The sequence below is a fragment of the Paraburkholderia bryophila genome, assembly GCF_003269035.1.
Taxonomy (GTDB): Bacteria; Pseudomonadota; Gammaproteobacteria; order Burkholderiales; family Burkholderiaceae; genus Paraburkholderia; species Paraburkholderia bryophila.
Map to the genome: position 1 here is coordinate 35,694 of NZ_QLTK01000021.1, position 23,108 is coordinate 58,801.

Sequence of the window (23,108 nt, forward strand, 5' to 3'; positions counted from 1 at the left end):
CTGCTCATTTCCGGACCCACACCATGACCTTACGCATTGGCCGCCGCGCTTACGCGGAAATGTTCGGCCCCACCACCGGCGACCGCGTGCGCCTCGCCGATACCGAGTTGCTGATCGAAGTCGAACGCGACTTCACCACCTACGGCGAAGAAGTGAAATTCGGCGGCGGCAAAGTGATTCGCGACGGCATGGGCCAGTCGCAGCGCGTGCATGCCGACGTGGTCGATACCGTCGTGACGAACGCGCTGATTCTCGATCACTGGGGCATCGTCAAGGCCGACATCGGCATCAGGAACGGCCGCATCGCGGCGATCGGCAAGGCGGGCAATCCCGACATCCAGCCGAACGTGACGATCGCGATCGGCGCGTCCACCGAGGTGATCGCCGGCGAAGGGCTGATCGTCACGGCGGGCGGGATCGACACGCATATTCACTTCATCAGCCCGCAGCAGATCGAGGAAGCGCTCGCGAGCGGCGTGACGACCATGCTTGGCGGCGGCACGGGTCCGGCCACGGGCACCAACGCCACCACCTGCACGCCGGGTCCGTGGCATCTCGAACGCATGCTGCAGGCCGCCGACGGTTATCCGATGAACCTCGGCTTTCTCGGCAAGGGCAACGTGAGTCAGCCGCAGCCCGCGCTGGAACAGATCGCCGCGGGCGCCATCGGTCTGAAACTGCACGAGGACTGGGGTACGACGCCGGCCGCGATCGACAACTGTCTTTCCGTCGCCGACGACACCGACACGCAGGTCGCGATCCACACGGACACGCTGAACGAAGCGGGTTTCGTGGAAGCGACCGTGGCCGCGTTCAAGGGCCGCACGATTCACACGTATCACACGGAAGGCGCAGGCGGCGGCCACGCGCCGGACATCATCAAGGTCTGCGGCGAAGCCAACGTGCTGCCCTCGTCGACCAATCCGACGCGTCCGTACACCGTCAATACGCTCGACGAGCATCTCGACATGCTGATGGTATGCCATCACCTGGACCCGTCGATCGCGGAAGACATTGCGTTCGCCGAGTCGCGGATTCGCCGCGAAACCATCGCGGCGGAAGACATCCTGCACGACCTCGGCGCATTGTCGATGCTGTCGTCGGATTCGCAGGCCATGGGCCGCGTCGGCGAAGTCATCATCCGCACGTGGCAGACCGCGCACAAGATGAAGGTGCAACGCGGCGCGCTGCCCGAAGACAACGCGCGCCACGATAATTTTCGCGCGAAGCGCTACGTCGCCAAATACACGATCAATCCGGCGATCACGCATGGCATCTCGCATGAAGTCGGCTCGATCGAGCCGGGCAAGTGGGCCGATCTGGTGTTCTGGGAACCGGCGTTCTTCGGCATCAAGCCGTCGCTGATTCTGAAGGGCGGCATGATCGCGATGGCGCAGATGGGCGACCCGAACGCGTCGATTCCCACGCCGCAGCCGGTCCACTATCGCGAGATGTTCGCCACGCGCGGCGGTGCGTTGGGACGCACGTCGCTGACCTTCGTCTCGCAGCTCGCCGCCGAGGCGAACGTGGGCGAACGTTATGGACTGAGCAAACGTATCGTCGCGGTGAAGCACTGCCGCAACATTTCGAAGGCCGACATGATTCACAACGCGTGGCGCCCGGCGATCAGCGTCGATCCGGAGACCTACCAGGTGATCGCCGACGGCCAGTTGCTGACCTGCGAACCGGCCACCGTGCTGCCGATGGCGCAACGTTACTTCCTGTTCTGAATCATGCGCACACTCGACAAACTGATTGCGCCGCATCTGAAGCTGGCACCCGTGCTGGTGAAGCGCGCGCCGACGTTGACGCTGGCGTTCGACGACCGCCGCAAGAGCCGGCTCGCGGCCACGCTGGATAGCGGCGAAGAGATTGCGTTGCTGTTGCCGCGCGGCACGGTGCTGCGCGACGGCGACGTGCTGGTTGCCGACGACGGCGCTCTGGTGCGCGTGGTCGCCGCGCCGGAAGCGGTGCTGGTGGTACGCGCGAAAGACGCGCTGACGCTGACGCGCGCCGCTTATCACCTCGGCAACCGTCACACGCCGGTGGAGGTTGGCGCGGATTATCTGAAGCTCGAATACGATCCGGTGCTGGCCGATATGCTCAAGCGCATCGGCGCGACGGTCGATCAGGTGTCGATGCCGTTTCAGCCGGAGTCCGGCGCGTACGGCGGCGGTCATAAGCATGGGCATGACGAGACGTTCGCCGAGGACTATGCGCTCGCGCAACAGGTGTTTGGCGAACATCATGGTCATGGGCATTCACATGAGCAGGGTCATGACCACGCTCATGGGGACGCGCACTCGCACGACCATGGTCACGAGCACAGTCATGCGCACGGCCACTCGCATGATCACGACCACGCTCACCCGCACGACCACACCGCCCCCGACCATGTCCACGACGAATCGTGCGGCCACGGCCACCACCACCATGCGCATCGCTGAACTCACCGCGCTGCTGCATCTCGCGTCGCCGGCACTGCCGATCGGCGCGTTCAGCTACTCGCAAGGCCTCGAAGCGGCGATCGAAGCGCAACTGATCACCGATGCCGATTCCGCCCGCGCCTGGATCGCAAGCGGTCTCACCGACGTGCTCGCGCACGGCGAACTGCCGTTCATCGCGCATCAGATGGAACGCTGGCGCACGCATGACGCGTCCGGTCTCGCCGAAGCCAACAGCGAATTCCTCGCCAGCCGCGAGTCCGCGGAACTGCGCCGCGAAACCGAGCAGATGGGTTGGTCGCTGCGGCAACTGTGCGTCTCGCTGGAATGGGGCGACGCCGCCCGTCGCGCGACGCTCGCCGTGCTCACGCCGCTCGCGCAACCCACGGCCTTCGCCTTCGCCGCGTATGCACACGACGCCGCGCTCGACGCCGCCCTCGCCGCCTACGCGTTCAGCTGGGTGGAGAACCAGGCGGCCGCCGCGTTGAAGGCCGTACCGTTGGGACAACTCGCGGGACAACGCATCATCGTCGCGTTGCGCGAGCCGATCGACGCCGCCGTCACGCGTGCGCTAGCCACACCGCCGGAACACATCAACACGTTCGCGCCGCAACTCGGTATTCTGTCGGCGCGCCATGAGTCGCAGTATTCGCGGCTTTTTCGCTCATAAAACGATCCATCATGAACGCACCTCATCATCCCGCCCTGCGCACCAGAAAATTGCCGCCGCTGCGTGTCGGCGTCGGCGGCCCGGTCGGCTCGGGCAAGACCACACTGCTCGAAATGCTCTGCAAGGCCATGCGCGACCGCTACGACCTCGTCGCGATCACCAACGACATCTACACGAAAGAAGACCAGCGTCTGTTGACGGTGGCGGGTGCGTTGCCGGCCGAGCGGATCATGGGCGTCGAAACCGGCGGCTGTCCGCATACGGCGATTCGCGAAGACGCGTCGATCAATCTCGAAGCGGTGGACCGCATGCTGACGCGTTTTCCCGATGCGGATATCGTCTTCATCGAATCGGGCGGCGACAACCTCGCGGCGACCTTCAGCCCGGAGCTGTCGGACCTGACGATTTACGTGATCGACGTGGCCGGCGGCGAGAAGATTCCGCGCAAAGGCGGCCCGGGCATTACGAAGTCGGATCTGCTGGTGATCAACAAGACCGACCTCGCGCCGATGGTCGGCGCGAACCTGGAAGTGATGGCCTCCGACGCGAAGAAAATGCGCGGCGAACGGCCGTTCGTGATGAGCAATCTGAAGGCGTTGGACGGCCTTCAGGAGGTGATTGCGTTTATTGAAAAGAAGGGGTTGTTGAAGGTGTGAGACCGGTGGGCCGAGGGCGCTCAGCGCGCCCCCACGCCTACTCCGGCAACAACGCCATCAACACATCCACCGTGCGCGCGGTCGCGCCGCGATGGCGCGCGGCAAACGCCGACGCGGCGCCACCCATCGCCAACCGCCGGGCCTTATCGCCGAACAGTTCGCGCAAGGCCTTCGCCAGTTCGGCGGGGTCCTGCACCTGCACCGCGGCGCCTGCCGCGACCGCGTCGGCCGTGGCTTGCGTGAAGTTGAACACGTGCGGGCCGATCAGCACCGGCACACCGACCGCGCATGCCTCGATCAGATTCTGTCCACCGAGCGGCAGCAAGCTGCCACCGATAAACGCGAGATCCGACGCCGCGTAGTAAGCGCCGAGTTCGCCCATCGAATCGCCCAGCAGCACGCTCACGCCGGACGGCAACGCCGCCAGCCCACCGCTCGCCGCCGCGGCCGCCGACGCGCCTTTTGCCCCCGGCGCCCAGTTCGAACGCCGTTCGAGCCGCATGCCCAGGCGTTCGACCAGCGCAGCCACTTCGTTGAACCGCTGCGGATGACGCGGCACCAGGATCAGCAAGGCATCGTCCACATTCAGCGCCGCGAACGCCTGCAACACCAACTCCTCTTCGCCTTCGCGCGTACTCGCCGCCACCCACACCGGCCGCGCGCCGATCGCCGCCCGCCATGCATGGCCGCGCGCCGCCAACTCAGGCGGCGTGCTCATGTCGAACTTCAGATTGCCGAGCACCGCGACATTGCGCGCGCCGAGCGCGGTCAACCGCTCCGCATCCGACGGACTCTGCGCCAGCACGCGCGCAAAGCCACCGAACACGTCTTTGGTCGCGCCGCCGAATTTGGCCGCCCGCTTGAACGAGCGCGCCGACATCCGCGCATTGGTCAGCACCAGCGGCACCTCCGCGCGACGGCATTCGTCGATCAAGGTCGGCCACACCTCGGTTTCCATCACCAGACCGAGCGACGGCCGCCACGTCCGCAAAAACCGCCGCACCGCATGCGGCATGTCGTAGGGCAGATAGGCGCGCAACACCCGGTTGCCGAAAATCTGCTCGCCGGTCGCGCGGCCGCTCGGCGTCATGTGCGTCAGCAGAATGCGTGCGTCGGGACGCGCCTTGATCAGCGCGTCGATCAGCGGTTGCGCGGCGCGCGTCTCGCCCACCGACACCGCATGCACCCAGATCAGCGGCGCGTTGTCTTCGGGTAGCCGGCCGCGCGCATAGCCGAAGCGCTCGCCGATATGCTCGCGATAACCGCGCTCCTTGCGCGAACGGACCCACAGACGCAGCACGGCCAGCGGCGCGACGATCCACCAGAGCGCGTTATAGATCACCCTCAGCATCGGGGCTCCGTGCCAGCGAGCGCACGAGCCGGCGCATCTCGAGCATCCGGCCGGCGCGCGCAATGCCCCCCATGGACCGCGGCGCTCAAACCAGCGCCCTGCCCTTCAGGCGCTCGAGAATGCCGAGCGGCGCGCATTCGGGTTGCGCCATCGCCTTGACCGGCAGGAAGAAGGTCTGCTCCAGCATGAACTGGCCGGACATCACCGCGTGCGAGGTCTGGTCCGAGAAACACACCCACACGCTGCCCGGCGGAAACGGCATGGTCTCCTGCGGGCTCGACTTCTGATAGTCGAGGTCGGCCTTCATGCCGTCGTGCAGATTGAGCATCAGATGGTCGTACTCGCTGCGCGGCGATTTGGTCACGTGCAGCAGATTCAGCAGCCAAGCGGCGCCCGGCATTGGCGGTTTGATGCGCGGCAGGAAGCGTTTGGCCATGTCCTCGAACGGTTCGCCGACGCGCCACACGCGCGGCGATCCATGCGGATTGACGTTGGTGAACACGCGCAGAATCCGCTCGCCGTAGTTCGGCCGCGACGGAAACGCGTCGACATGCAGACGGCTATCGTCTTTTCGCCACGACGTTTCGCGCGTTTCCACCTGATGCAGCCGCAGGCTGGTCGGCGCGACCCGCAGCCGGCCGTTGTATTCGGGAAAGAGACCGTCCACCAGCGTGCGCGCATTGGCCTGATAACGCGCGATCAACGCCCGCACCGCCGACTGCGTGACGGCGTCGCCGGCCACACCGTGCAGCGCGCCGCCGTTCGGTTCGAGACTGATGTTCTTGCGCTTCGGATCGGCGAGCGCGGGATCGAGCAGTGCCTGTTCGCCGCCTTCGATCGCGAAACGCAGGTTCGGGAAATACAGCACTTTGCCGCGTTCGACGCCGGCGAGCAGCGTCTCGCGCGGCACGGACAGGCTGCGTCCGTGCCAGTCGGCGTTCGCTACTTCGATGATCTGGGTTTCGTTCATGGTCGCCCTTGAAAACGGATGGAGCTTAAGGCGAAGCGCACCGCACGGGCTACAGCAAGCCGAATCCGGCCAGCGCCGACTTCACCTGTTGCAGCGTGGGCGGCTGCCCGGCGGTGCCGAGATTGATCACGTTCGGCGACCAGTAGCCGCCGGTGCGCCACGCGGTGGCGAAATTGTACAACTCGACTGTCGGGCGCTTCAGCGCCGCCGCGATGTGGACTAGACCTGTATCAACCCCCACCGTCGCGGCCGCGCCTTCGATCAGGCCGACCACCGCGGGCAACGACAGCTTTGGCGGCACGATGGCCGCCGCGCCGAATTCCTTCGCCAGCCGCTCGCTGGTGGCGCGCTCTTCTTCGCTGCCCCACGGCAACACGATCGACGCGCCACGCCGCACCAGCGACTGCCCAAGATCGATCCACGCGGTATCGGGCCACTGCTTGTCGGCGCGCGAGGTGGCATGCACGAACACCACGTACGGCACCGGCAGATTCAGATCGGCCTGCGACAACGCCAGCGCGGCGCGTTGCGTGTCGAGGCCGAAATCGATCTCGTCGGTCGGTTGCGGCGCCGGGTCGTTCAATGCCGCCGCCACCAGTTGCCGCGTGCGCTCCACCACATGGGTACGCGGCTCGATCGGCACGCGCTTGTCGTAGAAGAACCGCACCGGCCACTCGAAGCCGGCGCCGTCGGTCCGGTTCGCCAGGCCGACCAGCGGTCCGCGCGCCATGCTCGCGACCCACGCGGTCTTGATGAGCCCCTGGCAGTCGATCACCAGATCGTAGTTCTCGGCGGCGAGCGCGCGGCGAAACGCGCCGATCTCGCGCCAGTTCTCCGCCGACAGCAGACGCTTGCGCCAACGCCGTAGCGACACGGGAATCGCGCGCCGCACGCCGCTCACGAGCTGCACCAGCCCGACGAAGCTTTCTTCAACGAGCCAGTCGATCTGCGCCTCGGGATGGCGGCGCCGGATATCGGCGATCACCGGCATGTTGTGAACGACGTCGCCCAGCGACGACACCCTCACGATCAGTATCTTTTGCACGCTCAAGAGTGGGAAAACCGGCTATCCGGCCCGAAGATGCGTTGAAAGAGCCCCAAAGGGCGGAGAAAACACGGCGGTCCCGGTCGTCTCACGAGGACGGCAATTCTAGCGCGTCGCCTGTCATTTACATGAAAAAACGCGGCGCGGTAAGTCCAACCCGCGCCGCGTTCGACGACGGCGGCGATTCGGGTCGCAGCGCGACCCGCAGCGCCCCGCCGCTGCCACGTTTAGAACGGCAGCTTCGCGTCCGCCTTTTCCGCGAGGATCACGCGGCGGAAGTCTTCCTGGATGCGCTTGAGCGCGGCGTCGTTGTCGGCTTCGAAACGCATCACCACGACCGGCGTGGTGTTCGACGAGCGCGCCAGACCGAAGCCGTCCGGATACTCGACGCGCAGGCCGTCGATCGTCACGACGTCGTCCGCGCCGGTGAACTTCGCGTTCTGCTGCATACGCGCGATCAGTTCGAAGTTTTCGCCTTCCTCGAGCTTCAGTTGCAGTTCCGGCGTGGAGTGCGAGTTCGGCAGCGCATTCAGCAGCGCGCTCGGGTCCGCCACCCGCGTGAGAATTTCGAGCAGGCGCGCGCCTGTGTACAGGCCGTCGTCGAAACCGTACCAGCGGTCTTTAAAGAACACGTGGCCGCTCATTTCGCCCGCCAGCGGCGCGCCGGTTTCACGCAGCTTCGCTTTCACCAGCGAGTGGCCGGTCTTCCACATCAGCGGCTCGCCGCCTTTTTCCTTGACCCACTTCGCCAGGTTGCGCGTGCACTTCACGTCGTAAATGATCTGCGCGCCCTTGTTGCGCGACAGCACTTCTTCGGCGAATAGCATGAGCTGCCGGTCCGGGTAGATGATCTGGCCGTCTTTGGTGACCACGCCGAGACGGTCGCCGTCGCCGTCGAACGCGAAGCCGATTTCGGCGTCGGTTTCCTTCAGGGCGCGGATCACGTCCTGCAGATTTTCCGGGTGCGCCGGGTCCGGGTGATGGTTCGGGAAGTTGCCGTCGATCTCGGTAAACAGTTCGACCAGTTCGCAGCCGAGCTTCTTGAAGAGCTTCGGCGCGAGACCGCCGGCCACGCCGTTACCGGTGTCGACCACGATCTTCATGGGACGCGCGAGCTTGATGTCGCCGGCAATGCGCTCGAGGTAAATATCCGCGATGTCGTATTCGGTGTAGGTGCCGCTGCCTTGCGAGAAGTTGCCGTCGACGATGCGCTGATGCAGCGCGAGAATCTGTTCGCCGTAAATGGCCGCGCCGCGCAGCACCATCTTGAAGCCGTTGTAGTCCGGCGGATTGTGGCTGCCGGTCACGACGATGCACGAATCGACGCGACGCTCGCCGCCTGCCAGTTGCAGGGGCACGCTGGCGGCGAAGTAGCCGACCGGTGTGGGCACCATGCCGACGTTGACCACGTCGACGCCCGCTTCACGCAAACCGTCCGACAGCGCCTGAATCAGTTCGGGACCCGACAGGCGGCCGTCACGCGCGACCACCACGGCGTCGCCGCCTTGCGCCCGCACTTCGCTGCCGAATGCGCGGCCGATGGACCGCGCGGCGTCGGCGTCGAGCGTCTTGCCGATTACACCGCGAATGTCATACGCCTTGAAAATAGATTTGGAGATCATGTTGGCTCACTTGCGTGCAATGGAAAATTTTGACTGGCGCATCGGCTAACGATCGGTAAAACATAGCCGTGAAGCATTGCGATGCGCCCTTGCCGGAAGCGATCCGGTTCCAACTTATAATCGCGTTTTTCGGACTTGCCTGATTACGCCATTCTAATGCTTAGACGCTCTCCATTTGTAAAGTTGCCGCGACGGCCAGCCCGGTGGGGAGAGCGGCAGATCACCGTGGCGCGCGGCGCGTCTGCATTGCCCATCATGCAAGTCAACCCGTGCGAGCAGGCGGACCGCCACGCGGCCATCGCATGCTGACACTCAAACGCTTCACCAATCCGGACGTCACGCGCGCCTTCACGAATATCGTCTGGCTAGGCCTCGAACGGCTCACGCAGATCGGCGTGGCGATTGCGATCAGCGGCATGCTGGCGCGTTACTTCGGGCCGGACACGTTCGGCAAGTGGCAATACGCGAACACGCTGCTGCTGGTGCTGTCGCCGATCACCTGGGTGTGCGGCGCGGAAATCCTGGTGCCCACCATCGTCGCGCGACCGCCCGCGCAACTCGGCACCGTGCTCGGCAGCGCCTTCGCGCTGCGTTTTTCGGCGTCGGCGGCGGCCTTGCTGCTCACCTGGCTCGGCATTGCGCTGCACTTCTTCGACCCGCTGGTCGGGGCCATGCTCGCGGGCCTCGCGGTGACCATGCTGTTTCGCGAGCCTTTTGTCGGCGTGATCAACGCGTGGCTGCAAAGCATGACCTATAGCAAGCCGCAGTTGCTCACCAGCATGAGCACCGCCGTGCTCAAGGCGGGCTTCGTCTATCTGCTGGTGCGCGCGGCGGCCACGCCCGCGCGCTTCGGCTGGCTGTGGGCGCTCGAATCGGCGGCGATCGGCGCGGTGCTGCTGATCTATTTCATGCGGCGCCATGACGGCACGCTCGGCTGGCACGTCGAGCGTTCGCTGTTCAGGCATTTTGCCAGCGCGGGCACCGTGTTCTGGATCGGCCTGATCTGTATGTACCTGTTCCTGAAACTGGACCGGCTCATGCTCGAACGCGCCATTTCGTTCGCCGACCTCGGGCGCTATTCCGCCGCCCAGCAACTGAACGAAAACTGGATCACGCTCGCGCTGATGCTCGCGCAGACCATCGCACCCGCGTTCGTCTACCGGGTGCAGGATGCCGCGCAACTGCGCCGCAACATGTGGCGGCTCACCGCGATGACCGCCGCGCTGATGGTGAGCGGCGCGCTCGTGCTGGATCTGCTCGCCGGACTGATCATTCGCCGCGTGTTCGGACCGGACTTCGAAGGCGCGATCGAGATCTTTCGTTGGGCAGTGTGGTTGTCCGTGCCGGCCGGCATCGAGGCGATCGGCAATCTGATCGTGCTCAAGTATCAGGCGCGCTTCGTCCTGCTCGCCAAGTGGGTGCTCGCGCTGGCCGTCGCGTTCGTGGTGAATCTGCTGGCGATTCCGCGGCTGGGCGCCTACGGTGCGCTGGTCGGCCTCGCGGCCGGCTATCTGGCCGCCGCGTCGGTTAATCTTTATTACATCCGTTTCAAATTGCGCCCATGACGAACTCATCCGCCGCCGCGCAGATTCCCCTCGACGACGTCGCGGTGCTGCTGCCCGCGTTCAACGGCCAGGCCGACGTCGATCTGACGCTCGCGTCGTTCAGCGAAACCGCGCCGATCCACGTGCTGATCGTCGACGACGGCAGCACGCCGCCGATCGTCGCGCCGCGCATCGCCAACATGAAGATCGAGGTGCTGCGCATGCCGCGGAACGGCGGCATTGAACGTGCGCTGCAAACCGGCATCGACACGCTCGCGCAGCGCGGCTTTCGCTACGCGGCCCGCATCGACGCGGGCGACCGCAGCGTGCCGCAGCGGCTCGCCAAACAACGCGTGTTCATGGAACTGCATCCGCGGGTGGCCGGCCTCGGCATGTGGACGCAAGTCGTCACGCGCGCCGGCAAGCCGCTCTTCATGCTGACGCCGCCGCCCGAGCCGAAGGCGATCCGGCGCATGCGCTTTTTCCGCGCATGCCTCGCGCATCCGTCGATGATGCTGCGTATCGACGCCGTGCGCGAAGTCGGCAACTACCGCGCCGAGTATCGCTCCGCCGAAGACCTCGATCTGTTCGTGCGTCTGATGCAACGCTACGATTGCGCGAATCTGCCGGAGCTCGGGCTCTATTACGAGCTGAACGAAGGCGGCATCAGCGCGACCAAACGGCGCCGCCAGGTGAGCTCGACGCTGCGCTTGCAATTGCGCTACTTCAACCCCGTCAATCTGTACGACTGGCTTGGCCTCGCCAAGAATCTGCTGCATCTGGTGACGCCGTACCGCGCGCTGCAGCGGATCAAACGCCTGCTGCTCGCGCCGCGCGCGAGCCGTTGATCGACCTCTCCCCATTCACCGCCGAGCCCGTTCCGCATGAAGCCTGCCTTGAAGTCGACGCCCGCGTTGCGCATTACACTCGTCTGTAATACCGCCTGGGCAATCTATACCTATCGGCAAGGGCTGATCCGTATGCTGGTGGGACGCGGCGTCGACGTGACGGTGCTGGCGCCGCGCGACCGCACCTTCGACTTGCTCACCGCGATGGGCTGCCGCTGTATCGAACTGCCGATGGCCTCGAAGGGCACCAATCCGCGCGACGACCTGCGCACGCTGTGGGCGCTCTACCGCCAATACCGCGCGATCCGCCCGCACGTGGTGTTCCACTACACGATCAAGCCGAATATCTACGGCTCGATCGCCGCGAAGCTGGCGGGCGTGCAATCGGTTGCGGTCACAACCGGACTCGGTTACGTGTTCATTCAGGCCAGCCGCGCCGCTCAGGTCGCCAAAAAACTGTATCGTTTCGCGTTCCGTTTCCCGCGTGAAATCTGGTTTCTGAATCGCGACGACCAGGCGGCCTTCGTCGAGCAGAATTTGCTGGTGCATCCGGAACGCGCGCGGCTGTTGCATGGCGAAGGTGTCGATCTCGAACAGTTCGCGTTCGCGCCGTTGCCCGAGCGCGCGGACTTCCGCTTCGTGCTGATCGGCCGGCTGTTGTGGGACAAAGGCGTGGGCGAATATGTCGACGCCGCGCGGCGTTTGCGTGAACGTTATCCGCAGGCGCGGTTCCAATTGCTCGGTCCGGTCGGCGTCGACAATCCGAGCGCGATTACGCGCGAAGAAGTGGCGGCGTGGGAGCGGGAAGGCATCATCGAGTATCTTGGTGAGGCGCACGACGTGCGGCCTTTTATCGTCGATGCGGATTGCATCGTTTTACCGTCGTATCGCGAAGGCGTGCCACGCACGCTGATGGAAGCCTCGGCGATGGGCCGGCCGATCGTCACGACGGACGTGCCGGGCTGCCGCGAGGTCGTGAAGGACGGCGTCAACGGCCTGCTGTGCGAAGTGCGCAATGCAGACAGTCTGGCAGCGAGCCTCGCGAAGATGCTCGACATGAGCAACACCGAACGCCGGGCCATGGCGGAACGCGGCCGACAGAAAGTCGCGGAAGAATTCGACGAGCGCGTGGTCGTCGAAACGTACAAAGACCTGGTGCAGAAAATGACGGGCGTTCTACTTTAACGGAGCAACAGCATGACCACGAAGGGCACGATTCTGGTAACCGGCGGGGCAGGCTTCATCGGCTCGCACACCTGCGTCGAATTGCGGAACGGCGGTTTCGACGTCGTGGTGATCGACAATCTCGTGAACAGCAACCGCGAGTCGTTGCGGCGGGTGGAGAAGATCACCGGCAAGGCCGTGACCTTCCACGAAGCCGACGCCTGCGACAACGCGGCGCTCAACCGCATTTTCGACGCCCATCCGATCAGCGGCGCGATCCACTTCGCCGCGCTCAAGGCGGTCGGCGAATCGGTGACCAGGCCGATCGAGTACTACAGCAATAACGTCGGCAGTTTGCTGAGCCTGCTCGGCGTGATGCGCGATCGCAACGTGAAGCAGTTCGTGTTCAGCTCGTCGGCCACGGTGTATGGCGTGCCGAAGAGCTCGCCGATCGACGAGTCGTTTCCGCTGTCGGCCACCAACCCGTATGGCCAGTCCAAGCTGATCGCCGAGCAGATTCTGCGCGATCTGGAAATCGCGGACCCGTCCTGGCGCATTGCCACGCTGCGCTACTTCAATCCGGTCGGCGCGCATGAGAGCGGCCTGATCGGTGAAGATCCGGCGGGTGTGCCCAACAACCTGATGCCGTATGTCGCGCAGGTGGCGGTCGGCAAGCTGGAGAAACTGCGCGTGTTCGGCGGCGACTACGACACGCCCGACGGCACCGGTGTGCGCGATTACATCCACGTGGTGGATCTGGCGCGCGGACATCTGGCCGCGCTCGACGCGCTGGTTCAGCGCGACGCGAGCTTCGTGGTGAATCTCGGCACCGGTCAGGGCTACAGCGTGCTGGACGTCGTGCGTTCGTTCGAGAAGGCGTCCGGCAAGCCGGTGCCCTACGAGATCGTGGCGCGCCGTCCCGGCGACGTCGCTTCGTGTTTCGCCGATCCGGCCGCGGCCGAGCGGATCATCGGCTGGCGTGCGCAGTACGGCATCGAGCGGATGTGCGCGGATCACTGGCGCTGGCAGTCCACCAATCCGCAAGGTTTTGCGTGAGTTAGGCCGCCATTCCCTCGAGGCGGAACACCGAGACCGCGTCACGCAGCGCCACCGCGTGTTCCTCCAGCGATTTCGCCGCCGCCGCCGCTTCCTCGACCAGTGCCGCGTTGTGCTGCGTGACTTCGTCGATCTGCGACACCGCCTTGTTGACCTGCTCGATGCCGTCGCTCTGCTCGAGCGCCGACGCTTCGATCTCGCTCATCACGCCGGTCACGCGCTGCACCGCGCTCATCGCTTCGTGGATCGTCTTCTGCGCGTCGGACACGAGCGACGCACCCTGCTCCACCTTGGCCGCCGATTCGCCGATCAGTTCCTTGATCTCCTTCGCGGCCGCGCCGGAGCGCTGCGCGAGGCTGCGCACTTCCGAGGCCACCACCGCGAAGCCACGCCCCTGCTCGCCGGCCCGCGCGGCTTCGACCGCCGCGTTCAACGCCAGAATGTTGGTCTGAAACGCGATACCTTCGATCATGCCGATGATCTCGGCCACCTTGCGCGACGACGCGCTGATTCCATCCATCGTTTCGGTTACGCGCGACACCACCGTGCCGCCTCGCGTAACCGTATCCAGCGCGCCATGCGCGAGCCGGTTCGCCTGTTTCGCGTTATCGGCGTTCTGCTTCACCGTGGCCGATAGCTGCTCCATGCTGGCCGCGGTCTGCTGCAGCGCGGCCGCCTGTTGCTCGGTACGGGCCGACAGGTCCGCATTGCCCGACGCGATTTCGTTGGCGCCCTGCGTGATGGCCGTGGTGCTGCCGCGCACCTTACCCACCGTTTGCACCAGACCGTCGCGCATGTTGGTCAGCGCGCCCAGCAACTGACCCATCTCGTTGCGCGACTTGACCTTGATAGCCACCGTCAGATCGCCGGCGGCAATCCGCTCGAAGTGCTTGACGGTCGCGTTGACCGGCTTGATCAGCGCCGCCGACAACGCAACCCGCGCCGCCACGCTGATCACGATCGCAATCGCACCGATCGCGCCGAACAGCAGCGTGGCCAGTTGAAAGCGCTGCGCGGCGGTCGCCGCCTGCTGATGCTGGCTCTCGATCTGCGCATGCTCGAGCGCACCGATCGCCTTCGAATAGACCGCGTAGAAGCCGTTCGCGGTTTCGCCCTGAATGTTGCGGAAGGTATTGAAGTCGAAGTCGTTGAGCGCCTTGAACTCCGGCTCGATGGCTTTCTCGACCAGCGCGCTGCGCGCCTGTTCGACGCTCTGCGCAAGGCGCTGCTCTTCGGCGCTGGCGAACGGACCGGCCATGTAATTGCGGAAATCGTTGTTCGATTCGACCAGCACCTTGTGCGCGGCCGGCAGCAGGTCGTCGGTCTGCTTGCCGACGCTGAACAGCGTCTGATACGAACCCACCGCCAGTTGCACCTGCAACAGCTTCTCGGAACTGGCCTTCAGATGCGATAACGCGACGGCGCTGCGCTGGGTATCGTCGAGACTGCTGTTGGCGAGCTTGAGCGCGCCATAGCCGACGGCGATCACCGTCAGCAGGAAGGCGACGAACACGCTGATCAGCAGCGTCAGGCCGCCACGAATGGTGAGGTTGTTTAGCATTGGGTCTCCGGAGCGTCTTGTCGAGCGGCGGCGAAGCAGGCCGGCCTAAGTGGGGGCCGTGTTTTCGTACTGGACTCGTGTCGCATGTGTGCTTCTCTTACACTTCGCCGCATCCAGGTTAACGACCGCGCCGGGCCTTCGTTAAATAGGTGGAATCCATGACTGGCAAGGCTTTGCGGGACGTTTTCGAGCCACTATCTGGGATTTCCCGCTGCTTGCGCGCCCAGCGCGCTTTTCCGGAGTCGTCGCGTTTCGTTTGTATAATTCGGCGTCTTCGCTCAGGCCCACTTTCATGCTTAGTTTTGCGCTCGGCTTCCTCGTTTCACTGCTGATCACGCTGTTGATCGTGCGCTATGCGCATCTGCATGAAAAATTCTCCACTGACACCGACTTGTCCGGCGTGCAGAAATTCCACGTGCATCCGGTGCCGCGCATCGGCGGCGTGGGGATTCTGCTCGGGCTGATCGCGTCCGCCGTGCAGTTGCATCACGCGTATCCGGCCGTGTCGGGCGGGATTCTCGGCTTGATCGCGTGCGGCATGCCGGCCTTCGGCTCGGGCATGATCGAAGATCTGACCAAGCGCGTGTCGCCGCTCGCGCGCCTTGTCTGCACGATGGGCGCCGCCGCGCTCGCCTACTTTCTGCTGGATATCGCCGTCACGCGAATCAGCGTGCCGCCGCTCGACTTCCTGCTGTCGTACGCGGTGATCTCCTGCGCGGTCACGGTGCTCGCCGTGGCCGCGCTCGCCAACGCGATCAATATCATCGACGGCTTCAACGGGCTGGCCTCGATGGTCGCGTTCATGATGTTCGCGTCGCTGGCCTACGTCGCGTTCCAGGTGTCCGACCCGGTCGTGCTGTCCGCGTCGTTCATGATGATGGGCGCGGTGCTCGGCTTCTTCATCTGGAATTTCCCGGCGGGGCTGATCTTTCTCGGCGACGGCGGTGCGTACTTCATCGGCTTCATGCTCGCCGAACTGTCGATTATGCTGGTGATGCGCAATCGCGACGTCTCCGCGTGGTATCCGGTGCTGCTGTTCATGTACCCGATCTTCGAGACCTGCTTCTCGATCTATCGCAAGAAATTCATTCGCGGCATGTCGCCGGGCATTCCCGATGGCGTGCATCTGCATATGCTGGTTTATAAGCGCCTGATGCGCTGGGCGGTGGGCGCGCGCACCGCGCGCGAATTGACGCGGCGCAATTCGCTGACTTCACCCTATCTGTGGCTGCTGTGTCTGATCGCCGTCGTGCCGGCCACGCTGTTCTGGCGGCATACGCTGCATCTATTCTGCTTCGTGGTCGTGTTCGCGGCGACTTACGTGTGGCTGTACGTCAGCATCGTGCGCTTCAAATCGCCGCGCTGGATGGTGGTCAGGAAAGCCAAACGCTAGTCGGTAAGCATAAAGTCAGCACTTTGTTTGCAGGACGCAGGGCGCACGCATATCATCGGACGAATTCGATAACTAGAAAGAGGCCGTTATGAAGTCGAAAGTCCATTTCGTCGCGCTCGGTTTGCTCGCGGCAAGCCTGCCGGTGTTGGCCAATACGGCGTCGGACAACGTCGTCTGGAGCGCGCGGCCGGTCGCGGCGACGAGCGCGCAGCCCGAGTGCACGGCCTATACGGGCCGGCCGATTGCGAACCCTGATGCCTCGACGGATCCGCTGACCAGGACATTGAAGGTGGCCGGCACGATGGCAGCCGTGGGGGCCGTCAGCGCCGCAACGAAAGCTGGCGGTCAGCCGGGACCGAATCCCTGTGCCGGGCTCTGAGGTGGTCTTAGGCAACGGTGTAGCCAGATAGGAAGAAGGTACAATCATGGGCCAGTAGATACGGCCCAACACGGCGCACTTCGACGTCGTGACGGCCGTCTAAAGTTAAAAAAGACATGTCGACGCCCGTTACCCCTTCGTCCTTGAGCGTCAGCCGCCGCAGCCTGTTGCCCGCGTTTCTCCTGCTTACGTTCCCTGCGCTTACCTTGCTGCTGCAAGGCGGAGCGAGCGCCGTATCGATCGCGGCCTCGGTCATTTCGCTGGTGCTGCTGCTCGGCCCTCGATCCTGGAGCGGTCTCGCGCCGTTGCGGTGGGACCAGGTGGACGCACGCTTGTGCATTGCGATGGCCTGCCCGCTCGTGGCCGTGCTGATCAGCGAACTCTCGCACGCCAAGGTGGTGCCCAATACGCTTGACTCGCCGGCGCGCTTCCTCGCCGCGATGCCGCTTTTTCTGGTCTTGCGACAAGCGCTGCCGCGTACGCTGGCGTGGAGCGATCTGTCGTTTGCGTTGGGGGCGCTGGCGTCGCTGGGGATTTTGTTGGTCGCGCCGCAATACTCGGGCATTGGGCGAGTCAGCAGCCGGTTTCTGAATCCGATCCACTTCGGCGACATCGCGCTGATTCTCGGCGTGCTGTCCATTCTTTCGCTGAACTGGTGGCGCAAGGACAGTTTGCCGGTGCGGATACTCAAGATCGCCGGTTTGCTGGCCGGCCTGGCCGCGTCGGTGCTGACCGGTTCGCGCGGCGGCTGGGCCGCCGTGCCGGTGGTGGCGGTGCTGATTCTTTATATGCGTGGTCGCGGCAAGTCGCGCCGCTGGAAAGTACTCCTGCCGCTAGCGATCATCGCGATCGTGGCAGGCGTGTTTGTGTTTTCGAGTTCGGCGCGGGAACGGTTCACCATCCTGAAGTCGGATGTGATTCACTACGAGGAAGGCCAGCGAGATACGTCCCTTGGAATTCGCCTGCAGTTGTACGAGACCGCGCTGAAGATCGTCGAAAACCATCCGCTGCTCGGCCTGGGCGCGCATGGGTTTCGCGACAGCATGCAGTCGTTCGAGGATGCGGGCATGCTCACGCCGTTGGCCGCACAAAACGGCAAAGGCGAGACACACAACCAGTTTTTTGCGTATTTGACGGACTACGGGATGCTCGGCGGCTTTGCCCTTCTGTGCATCTACGTGGCGCCGGGCGTGCTGTTCTGGCGGCGCCTGAATGCGCCGAACCCGCCGGCCCGCAGCGCTGCGCTGATGGGGTTGACGTTCGTGCTGTCGTTCTGGATTTTCGGGCTGACGGTCGAGACGTTCGATCTGAAGATGACGGTCGCGTTTTACGCGACAATGGTTGCGATACTGGCGGCGTTGGCCAGCTATGCGGACAAGGCCAGCGATCGCACCGGAGTTGCACCTCGATAACATCGCAGTAGCAGCAGGCGCCATGCCGGATCAGGCGTTCGGCGCGCTGCCATCTAATGGTTAAATCCCGCTTCCGTGGCAGCGGCGCATGCCGCGGCCTTTCCTAAGCGATCACGCACCATCGTTTTGCGGGCGTTGTGTTGCACTCGATACAGCGGACGGACGCGTGGTCGGTATGCTTTGCAGCACGGGCTTCATGGTGGTTTGATACTCCGGCACCCAGCGGCGCAGATCGCGCCGCACTTCCTCGTCGGAAAGCACACGCCGCTGCATCAGCCATGGCAACAACTCGTCGAGCAGATGGTCGGGCACTTCGCGCGCGCGCGCGATGCGCAGCTTTGGGTGCGGCGTACGTGTCGTGGTCTCGTCATCCGCGAGCAACTCCTCGTAGAGCTTTTCGCCCGGCCGCAGCCCAGTGAAAACAATTCGAATCTGATCCTCAGTGTAGCCGTGAAGACGAATCAGATCGCGCGCGAGGTCCGTGATCCTTACCGGCTCGCCCATGTCCAGAATAAATATCTCTCCGCCGCACCCCATGCTGGATGCTTGCAGCACCAATTGAGACGCCTCTGGGATCGTCATAAAGAAACGCGTGATCTCAGGATGAGTCACAGTGATGGGACCACCTTTACCGATCTGCTCTTCGAACTTCGGAATCACGCTGCCCGCGCTGCCAAGCACATTTCCGAACCGTACTGTTTCAAACTGCGTGTTTGCGCTCGTTTGTTGCAGGGCCTGACATGTCATTTCCGCGAGCCGCTTACTCGCGCCCATCACGTTAGTCGGGTTGACAGCCTTGTCAGTCGACACCAGCACAAAATGCCTGACATCGTGGCGAATTGCCGCACGCGCCACGCGATAAGTGCCGAGTACGTTGTTGCGAACCGCTTGCCATGCGTTGAGTTCTTCCATCAGCGGCACGTGCTTGTAAGCCGCAGCATGGAAAACAATGTGCGGCGTGTGTCGCGACATCACCTGATCGAGGAGCAGCGAGTCTTTCGCATCGCCGATCACAGGAATTACAGGCACGCCCGGAAACCGTTCGTGCAACTCTTCCGTGAGTCGGTAAATCGCGAACTCAGAGAGGTCATAGGCAATGAGTTGAGCCGGCTGGAAACGTAAAATCTGGCGGCAGAGTTCGGAACCGATAGAGCCACCGGCTCCCGTAACCATGGCGACACGATCGCGCAGCAGCGCTTCGACATGAGGCGTATCGATGTTGACCGCATCCCGGCCTAGCAAATCTTCCAGATTGATCTGCCGCACGCGCGACAAAAACGCCTGACCTTGCGTGACATCGGTCAGCGCAGGGAGCACAAGGGCGCGCACGCCGGCGCGCACACACAGGGTGGCGACACGTCGCTGCACGTCCACCGATGCAGAAGGCATGGCAATAATTGCGTAGTCGGTCTTCAACTCCTCGGCCATTTGCGGCAACTCACTGATCGATCCAAGCACTTTGTAGCCGTAGATTTCACGGCGGTGCTTGGAGACATCGTCGTCGAGCAGTCCGACCAGACGCCATTCGCTGGAGCGCGACAGTTCGCGGGCGAGGCTTGCGCCCGCGTTGCCAGCACCGAGCACCACAACAGGCTTACCCTTGCCGACAAGGCCCCCGTAAAGATAGAACTCTTTGGTCGCGCGATACAGCGCGCGCGAACCGCCCATGGCAAGGAAAAGAAACAGTGGAGAAACCAGCAGTACAGAGCGCGGGATGATCGGATGAGGTTGCAGCATCACCGAAACGACCATCGTAACAATAGCGCCTGCCACGACCGATTTTGAGATCCGCATCAGGTCCGGCAGGCTGGCGAAGACCCACATGCCGCGATACAAACCAAAGATGCGGAACATCACGCCGTACACCGGCAACACCCAGCATAGCGAGTACAACGCACCTTCCCTGAACTCGGTCGGGACAGAGCCGTTGAATCGTATGACATAAGAACTCACCCACGCGGCCGCAGTCGCAAACATGTCGAAAAGGAAAGCGCTGAGGGAAAGCCAAGAGGCCTTATTTCTTAACATCAGCGTCATACCTCGGTGAATTGCTTGGCTATTGTTGACTGGACGCGGCGCCAGCGCAGGTCGACTGCGATAGCCATCAAACAAAGAATGATCAACCACGTAAAGACAATGCACCATTGAACCGGTGGGGAGCGGTCAAGTGCAAAGAGAGCAAGCATTATGCCTGCTGCCATCACCATATACCAAACACTCGCCGTTCTGGCGTGGCCGATGCCCGAACGCACCATACGTTGATAGTAGTGCTCCCGATGGGCTTGCCAAAACTTCTCACCGCGCAACAGCCGCCGGCCCAGCGTGATGGACGCGTCGGTGATAAACGGAGCAAACACCAGCAGCGGAAACCAGAGCGGCCAGACGCCATGCAGCCAGCCCCAGTAACCCAGCCCGCCGGCCAGGAAACCCAGCGATATCGAGCCGGCATCGCCGAGGAAAATCCTCGCCGGATGAAAATTGAACAACAGAAAGCCGAATGCGGCCCCCGCCACTGCCGCGCATGACAGCGCGAGTTCGGGCAGCGGGTGGCCGCTGAGTAGCGCCCCAATCGCATAGCCACCGAAACCAAAAAGCGCCATGCCGCCCGCCAGCCCGTCCGCTCCATCCATGAAGTTATAGAGATTGACCAACCACAGCATCAGAAACGCCAGGATCGCGAGTGCCCACCAGCGAACCGACGCGGGGAAAAGCACGACCAAAACCACTACCGCGATCAGATGCGCGGCGAACCTGACGCGCGCGGGCAGTCCGCGCCGGTCGTCGATCTGCGACACCGCCGCGAGGAACGCAGCCGCAACGGCCACAAACCATAGGCTTGGCGCCAGCAAGAGGGTCGCCGCGACGCAAACTGGCACAAGACCCCAACCGCCCACCCGCGGCGTAGGGCGCGTGTGCAGCGAACGATCGTTCGGAATATCGGTAGCGAGGCGCCACGCCAAGCCAGTTTTCAACAGTACCAGCAGTATCAGTGCGCACACACTGGCGGCAACCGCGGCGATAAGCGCTGCAGTTGTCCATGGGGATGCCGCGAAAACGTGCGCGATCACGACTGGTCTCCGTGCGTCGCTCGGTACCATCCGGCCGTAGCTGCCAGACCTTCGTCGGTTGAATGCGGCGGACGCCAGTCCAGCACTGCGCGAATACGCGTGGTGTCGATCCGCAAGCTGCCGATCATACGTTCAACTTGAGGCGTTCGGCCCGTCAGGCGGCCAGCCACGCGAAGCCAGCTTACGGGCAGCGGCACGAGCCTCGCCGGCCTATGCAAATGACCGCCGATGGCCCGTGCAAGTTGAGCAACCGTTTGATCGTCGCCGTCAGCGACGTGAAAACATTGACGCGCAGCGCGTGGATCGGTCGCGCAATACGCGAGCGCGTCGGCCAGATTATCGACGTACACGAGGCTGCGCTTCGCGCCGACGGCGGCCAGCGGCAACGGCACGCCCTTCCAGACGGCGTCCAGAAGGCGCAGGAAATTAGCGCGCACCTGCGGACCATAAACCAGCGGTGGCCGGACGATCACGACGTCGAGTCCGGTCTCGTCGCCATAGCGAATCAATGCCTGCTCCGCCTCGAATTTAGAGCGCCCATAAGCATCTTGCGGAAACGGGGTATCGCTCTCGCGAAGAGGGTGTCCCGAATCGGCCTCGCCCACCGCCTTGATGCTGCTCACAAACACGAAGCGTTGAGCACCGTTGCGCCAAGCCGCTTGGGCGACTCGCAACGTTCCCTCGACGTTCGTCGCGCGAAAAGCAGCGTCAGGGTCAAGCGCATCGTCGCGCATCACGTGTACGCGCGCCGCGAGATGCACCACGCATTGCGGTTTCAACCCTTGCGGCCACGCGCCCGAGATCCCCGTAAAGTCTACGCTACTGTCGACCCACTCACGCCCGGCGCCGATGCCGCTCGCCTGCCGCACAAGGCCCGTGACTTCATGGCCTCTACCGCCCAGCGCACGACAAAGCGACCGGCCCACAAAGCCATTCGCGCCGGTGACGAGGATCTGACTCATAGCCATTTCCATCCGAAGCGGTTGAAGAACTTATATGCCGATGCCGCAAACATCCGAATATGTGCAGAACCCTTGCGCGCGGCGCCGCCGCCGTGGTGCAACACGCGCACGGCGGGTGCGTAGACGAGACGGGTCACCTTGCGCGCGCGAAGGCTTAAATCGTAGTCCTCGAAATATAGAAAATAGCGTGCGTCGAATCCCCCGATCTGTTTCAGCACGCTCGTTCTGAATAGCATGAAACAGCCACTGACGATCGGCGGATCCCATACGACGTCACGCTCATTGATCAGATCGCGCATTTCGTAGCGCGCGAGGCGCCGGGCAAACAACGTGCGAGCTCGTGCAGGCAGGAATCCGCGCACGAACAGATCAAGTAAAGTCGGATATCGGCGGCACAAGTATTGCAATTGCCCCTGATCGTCGCCGATCCATGGTGTCAGGAGTCCAGCCTCTGGGTGCGCGTCGAAAAAATCAAGTGCCTCGATGAGCGCGTCGCGGTCGAGATCGATATCCGGGTTCAGCACTAGATGGAAGCGACTAGCCGCGCGCGCGATCGCCAGATTGTGACCGCGACCATAGCCGACATTGCCATGCCCTGCGACGACCGTGCAGCGTACATCATGAGCGCGAAGTTCGTCGAAGACCGCTAAGTCGTTCGGCAGACCGCCGTTATCCACGAGAATGAATTCAACCTGGAAGCCCGGCCTGATGGCACGCAGGGCCTCACATGCGCTGCCGAGACTGACCAGCGTCCGCACGAGTTGTACCGGGTCCGGCCGATACACGACTACTGAAACGGACAAACTCGCGACTTCAGAATGCGGCGCTCGGATGACGATCATGTGAGCAGACCAGCGTGGCTGGGCAGGTTTTTCATACAGATGGACCGCGACAAAGTCGCAATTCTGCTCAAAAGCACCAATTTCAGCAACTTTGTTTGCCAATTGTTACCCGTATTGCCTG

The 23,108-nt window shown here is 63.5% G+C and carries 20 protein-coding genes; 11 read left to right on the top strand and 9 right to left on the bottom strand.

From position 1 onward, the window contains the following. The first annotated feature begins 23 nt into the window (after positions 1 to 23). From ureC to ureG, 4 genes are read left to right on the top strand one after another with little or no spacing between them, the layout of a single operon-like run. The gene (gene ureC, locus BX591_RS25125) at positions 24 to 1,730 is read left to right on the top strand and encodes an urease subunit alpha (protein ID WP_111934032.1); all 1,707 of its coding nucleotides are present in this window, start codon (positions 24 to 26) and stop codon (positions 1,728 to 1,730) included. Between the two features lie 3 nt (positions 1,731 to 1,733). Continuing rightward, positions 1,734 to 2,447 carry an urease accessory protein UreE gene (ureE, locus tag BX591_RS25130; RefSeq protein ID WP_111934033.1) on the top strand — a complete coding sequence of 238 codons (714 nt, stop codon included), beginning with the start codon at positions 1,734 to 1,736 and terminating at the stop codon, positions 2,445 to 2,447. Then, entirely contained in the window at positions 2,434 to 3,114 is a 681-nt protein-coding gene (locus BX591_RS25135; protein ID WP_111934034.1) for an urease accessory protein UreF, read from the top strand. The genes ureE and BX591_RS25135 overlap by 14 nt, the downstream gene beginning before the upstream one ends. An 11-nt stretch (positions 3,115 to 3,125) precedes the next feature. Then, a complete protein-coding gene (gene ureG / locus BX591_RS25140) occupies positions 3,126 to 3,770 on the top strand; it encodes an urease accessory protein UreG (RefSeq protein WP_111934035.1) in 645 nt (214 codons plus the stop codon). Between the two features lie 37 nt (positions 3,771 to 3,807). On the opposite strand, the gene waaA is transcribed toward ureG, so the two are convergent. The 4 genes from waaA to BX591_RS25160 all read right to left on the bottom strand — a co-directional run bounded on the left by waaA (position 3,808) and on the right by BX591_RS25160 (position 8,758). Beyond that, positions 3,808 to 5,121, bottom strand: a complete 1,314-nt coding sequence (gene waaA / locus BX591_RS25145) for a lipid IV(A) 3-deoxy-D-manno-octulosonic acid transferase (protein ID WP_111934036.1) — start codon at positions 5,119 to 5,121, stop codon at positions 3,808 to 3,810. Positions 5,122 to 5,206: 85 nt separating this feature from the next. Next, positions 5,207 to 6,091 carry a Kdo hydroxylase KdoO gene (locus BX591_RS25150; protein WP_111934037.1) on the bottom strand — a complete coding sequence of 295 codons (885 nt, stop codon included), beginning with the start codon at positions 6,089 to 6,091 and terminating at the stop codon, positions 5,207 to 5,209. A 49-nt stretch (positions 6,092 to 6,140) separates the two neighbouring features. After that, positions 6,141 to 7,142, bottom strand: a complete 1,002-nt coding sequence (gene waaC / locus BX591_RS25155) for a lipopolysaccharide heptosyltransferase I (RefSeq protein WP_111934038.1) — start codon at positions 7,140 to 7,142, stop codon at positions 6,141 to 6,143. A 221-nt stretch (positions 7,143 to 7,363) separates the two neighbouring features. After that, the gene (locus tag BX591_RS25160) at positions 7,364 to 8,758 is read right to left on the bottom strand and encodes a phosphomannomutase/phosphoglucomutase (RefSeq protein ID WP_111934039.1); all 1,395 of its coding nucleotides are present in this window, start codon (positions 8,756 to 8,758) and stop codon (positions 7,364 to 7,366) included. A 302-nt stretch (positions 8,759 to 9,060) separates the two neighbouring features. Here BX591_RS25160 and BX591_RS25165 point away from each other — a divergent pair, with 302 nt between their 5' ends. Genes BX591_RS25165 through galE form a run of 4 tightly spaced genes read left to right on the top strand, consistent with a single transcriptional unit; the run spans position 9,061 to position 13,370 of the window. Beyond that, the gene (locus BX591_RS25165) at positions 9,061 to 10,323 is read left to right on the top strand and encodes an oligosaccharide flippase family protein (protein ID WP_111934040.1); all 1,263 of its coding nucleotides are present in this window, start codon (positions 9,061 to 9,063) and stop codon (positions 10,321 to 10,323) included. Beyond that, positions 10,320 to 11,150: a glycosyltransferase gene (locus tag BX591_RS25170; RefSeq protein ID WP_111934041.1), complete on the top strand. Its 831-nt coding sequence runs from the start codon at positions 10,320 to 10,322 to the stop codon at positions 11,148 to 11,150. Before BX591_RS25165 ends, BX591_RS25170 begins: the two co-directional genes overlap by 4 nt. Before the next feature lie 36 nt (positions 11,151 to 11,186). Continuing rightward, a complete protein-coding gene (locus BX591_RS25175) occupies positions 11,187 to 12,335 on the top strand; it encodes a glycosyltransferase family 4 protein (protein ID WP_111934042.1) in 1,149 nt (382 codons plus the stop codon). A gap of 12 nt (positions 12,336 to 12,347) precedes the next feature. Then, entirely contained in the window at positions 12,348 to 13,370 is a 1,023-nt protein-coding gene (gene galE, locus BX591_RS25180) for a UDP-glucose 4-epimerase GalE (protein WP_111934043.1), read from the top strand. 1 nt (position 13,371) lies between these two features. Here the strand turns inward: galE and BX591_RS25185 are convergent, their stop codons facing one another. Further along, positions 13,372 to 14,931 carry a methyl-accepting chemotaxis protein gene (locus BX591_RS25185; protein WP_111934044.1) on the bottom strand — a complete coding sequence of 520 codons (1,560 nt, stop codon included), beginning with the start codon at positions 14,929 to 14,931 and terminating at the stop codon, positions 13,372 to 13,374. 292 nt (positions 14,932 to 15,223) lie between these two features. On the opposite strand from BX591_RS25185, the gene BX591_RS25190 reads away from it, so the two are divergent. The 3 genes from BX591_RS25190 to BX591_RS25200 all read left to right on the top strand — a co-directional run bounded on the left by BX591_RS25190 (position 15,224) and on the right by BX591_RS25200 (position 18,115). Further along, complete coding sequence (locus BX591_RS25190; RefSeq protein ID WP_111934045.1) at positions 15,224 to 16,324, top strand: MraY family glycosyltransferase; 1,101 nt, start codon at positions 15,224 to 15,226, stop codon at positions 16,322 to 16,324. Positions 16,325 to 16,412: 88 nt separating this feature from the next. Then, the gene (locus BX591_RS25195; protein ID WP_111934046.1) at positions 16,413 to 16,703 is read left to right on the top strand and encodes a hypothetical protein; all 291 of its coding nucleotides are present in this window, start codon (positions 16,413 to 16,415) and stop codon (positions 16,701 to 16,703) included. Positions 16,704 to 16,819: 116 nt separating this feature from the next. Further along, complete coding sequence (locus tag BX591_RS25200; RefSeq protein ID WP_111934047.1) at positions 16,820 to 18,115, top strand: O-antigen ligase family protein; 1,296 nt, start codon at positions 16,820 to 16,822, stop codon at positions 18,113 to 18,115. Between the two features lie 111 nt (positions 18,116 to 18,226). On the opposite strand, the gene BX591_RS25205 is transcribed toward BX591_RS25200, so the two are convergent. The 4 genes from BX591_RS25205 to BX591_RS25220 are packed head-to-tail and all read right to left on the bottom strand — an operon-like array spanning position 18,227 to position 22,987. Then, positions 18,227 to 20,143 (bottom strand): polysaccharide biosynthesis protein, encoded by a 1,917-nt coding sequence (locus BX591_RS25205; protein ID WP_111934110.1) that lies wholly within the window; start codon positions 20,141 to 20,143, stop codon positions 18,227 to 18,229. Between the two features lie 5 nt (positions 20,144 to 20,148). Beyond that, the gene (locus BX591_RS25210) at positions 20,149 to 21,213 is read right to left on the bottom strand and encodes an MraY family glycosyltransferase (protein ID WP_111934048.1); all 1,065 of its coding nucleotides are present in this window, start codon (positions 21,211 to 21,213) and stop codon (positions 20,149 to 20,151) included. Next, positions 21,180 to 22,145: a UDP-glucose 4-epimerase family protein gene (locus tag BX591_RS25215; protein ID WP_111934049.1), complete on the bottom strand. Its 966-nt coding sequence runs from the start codon at positions 22,143 to 22,145 to the stop codon at positions 21,180 to 21,182. Before BX591_RS25215 ends, BX591_RS25210 begins: the two co-directional genes overlap by 34 nt. Continuing rightward, a complete protein-coding gene (locus BX591_RS25220) occupies positions 22,142 to 22,987 on the bottom strand; it encodes a glycosyltransferase family 2 protein (protein WP_111934050.1) in 846 nt (281 codons plus the stop codon). Before BX591_RS25220 ends, BX591_RS25215 begins: the two co-directional genes overlap by 4 nt. Positions 22,988 to 23,108 lie beyond the last annotated feature (121 nt).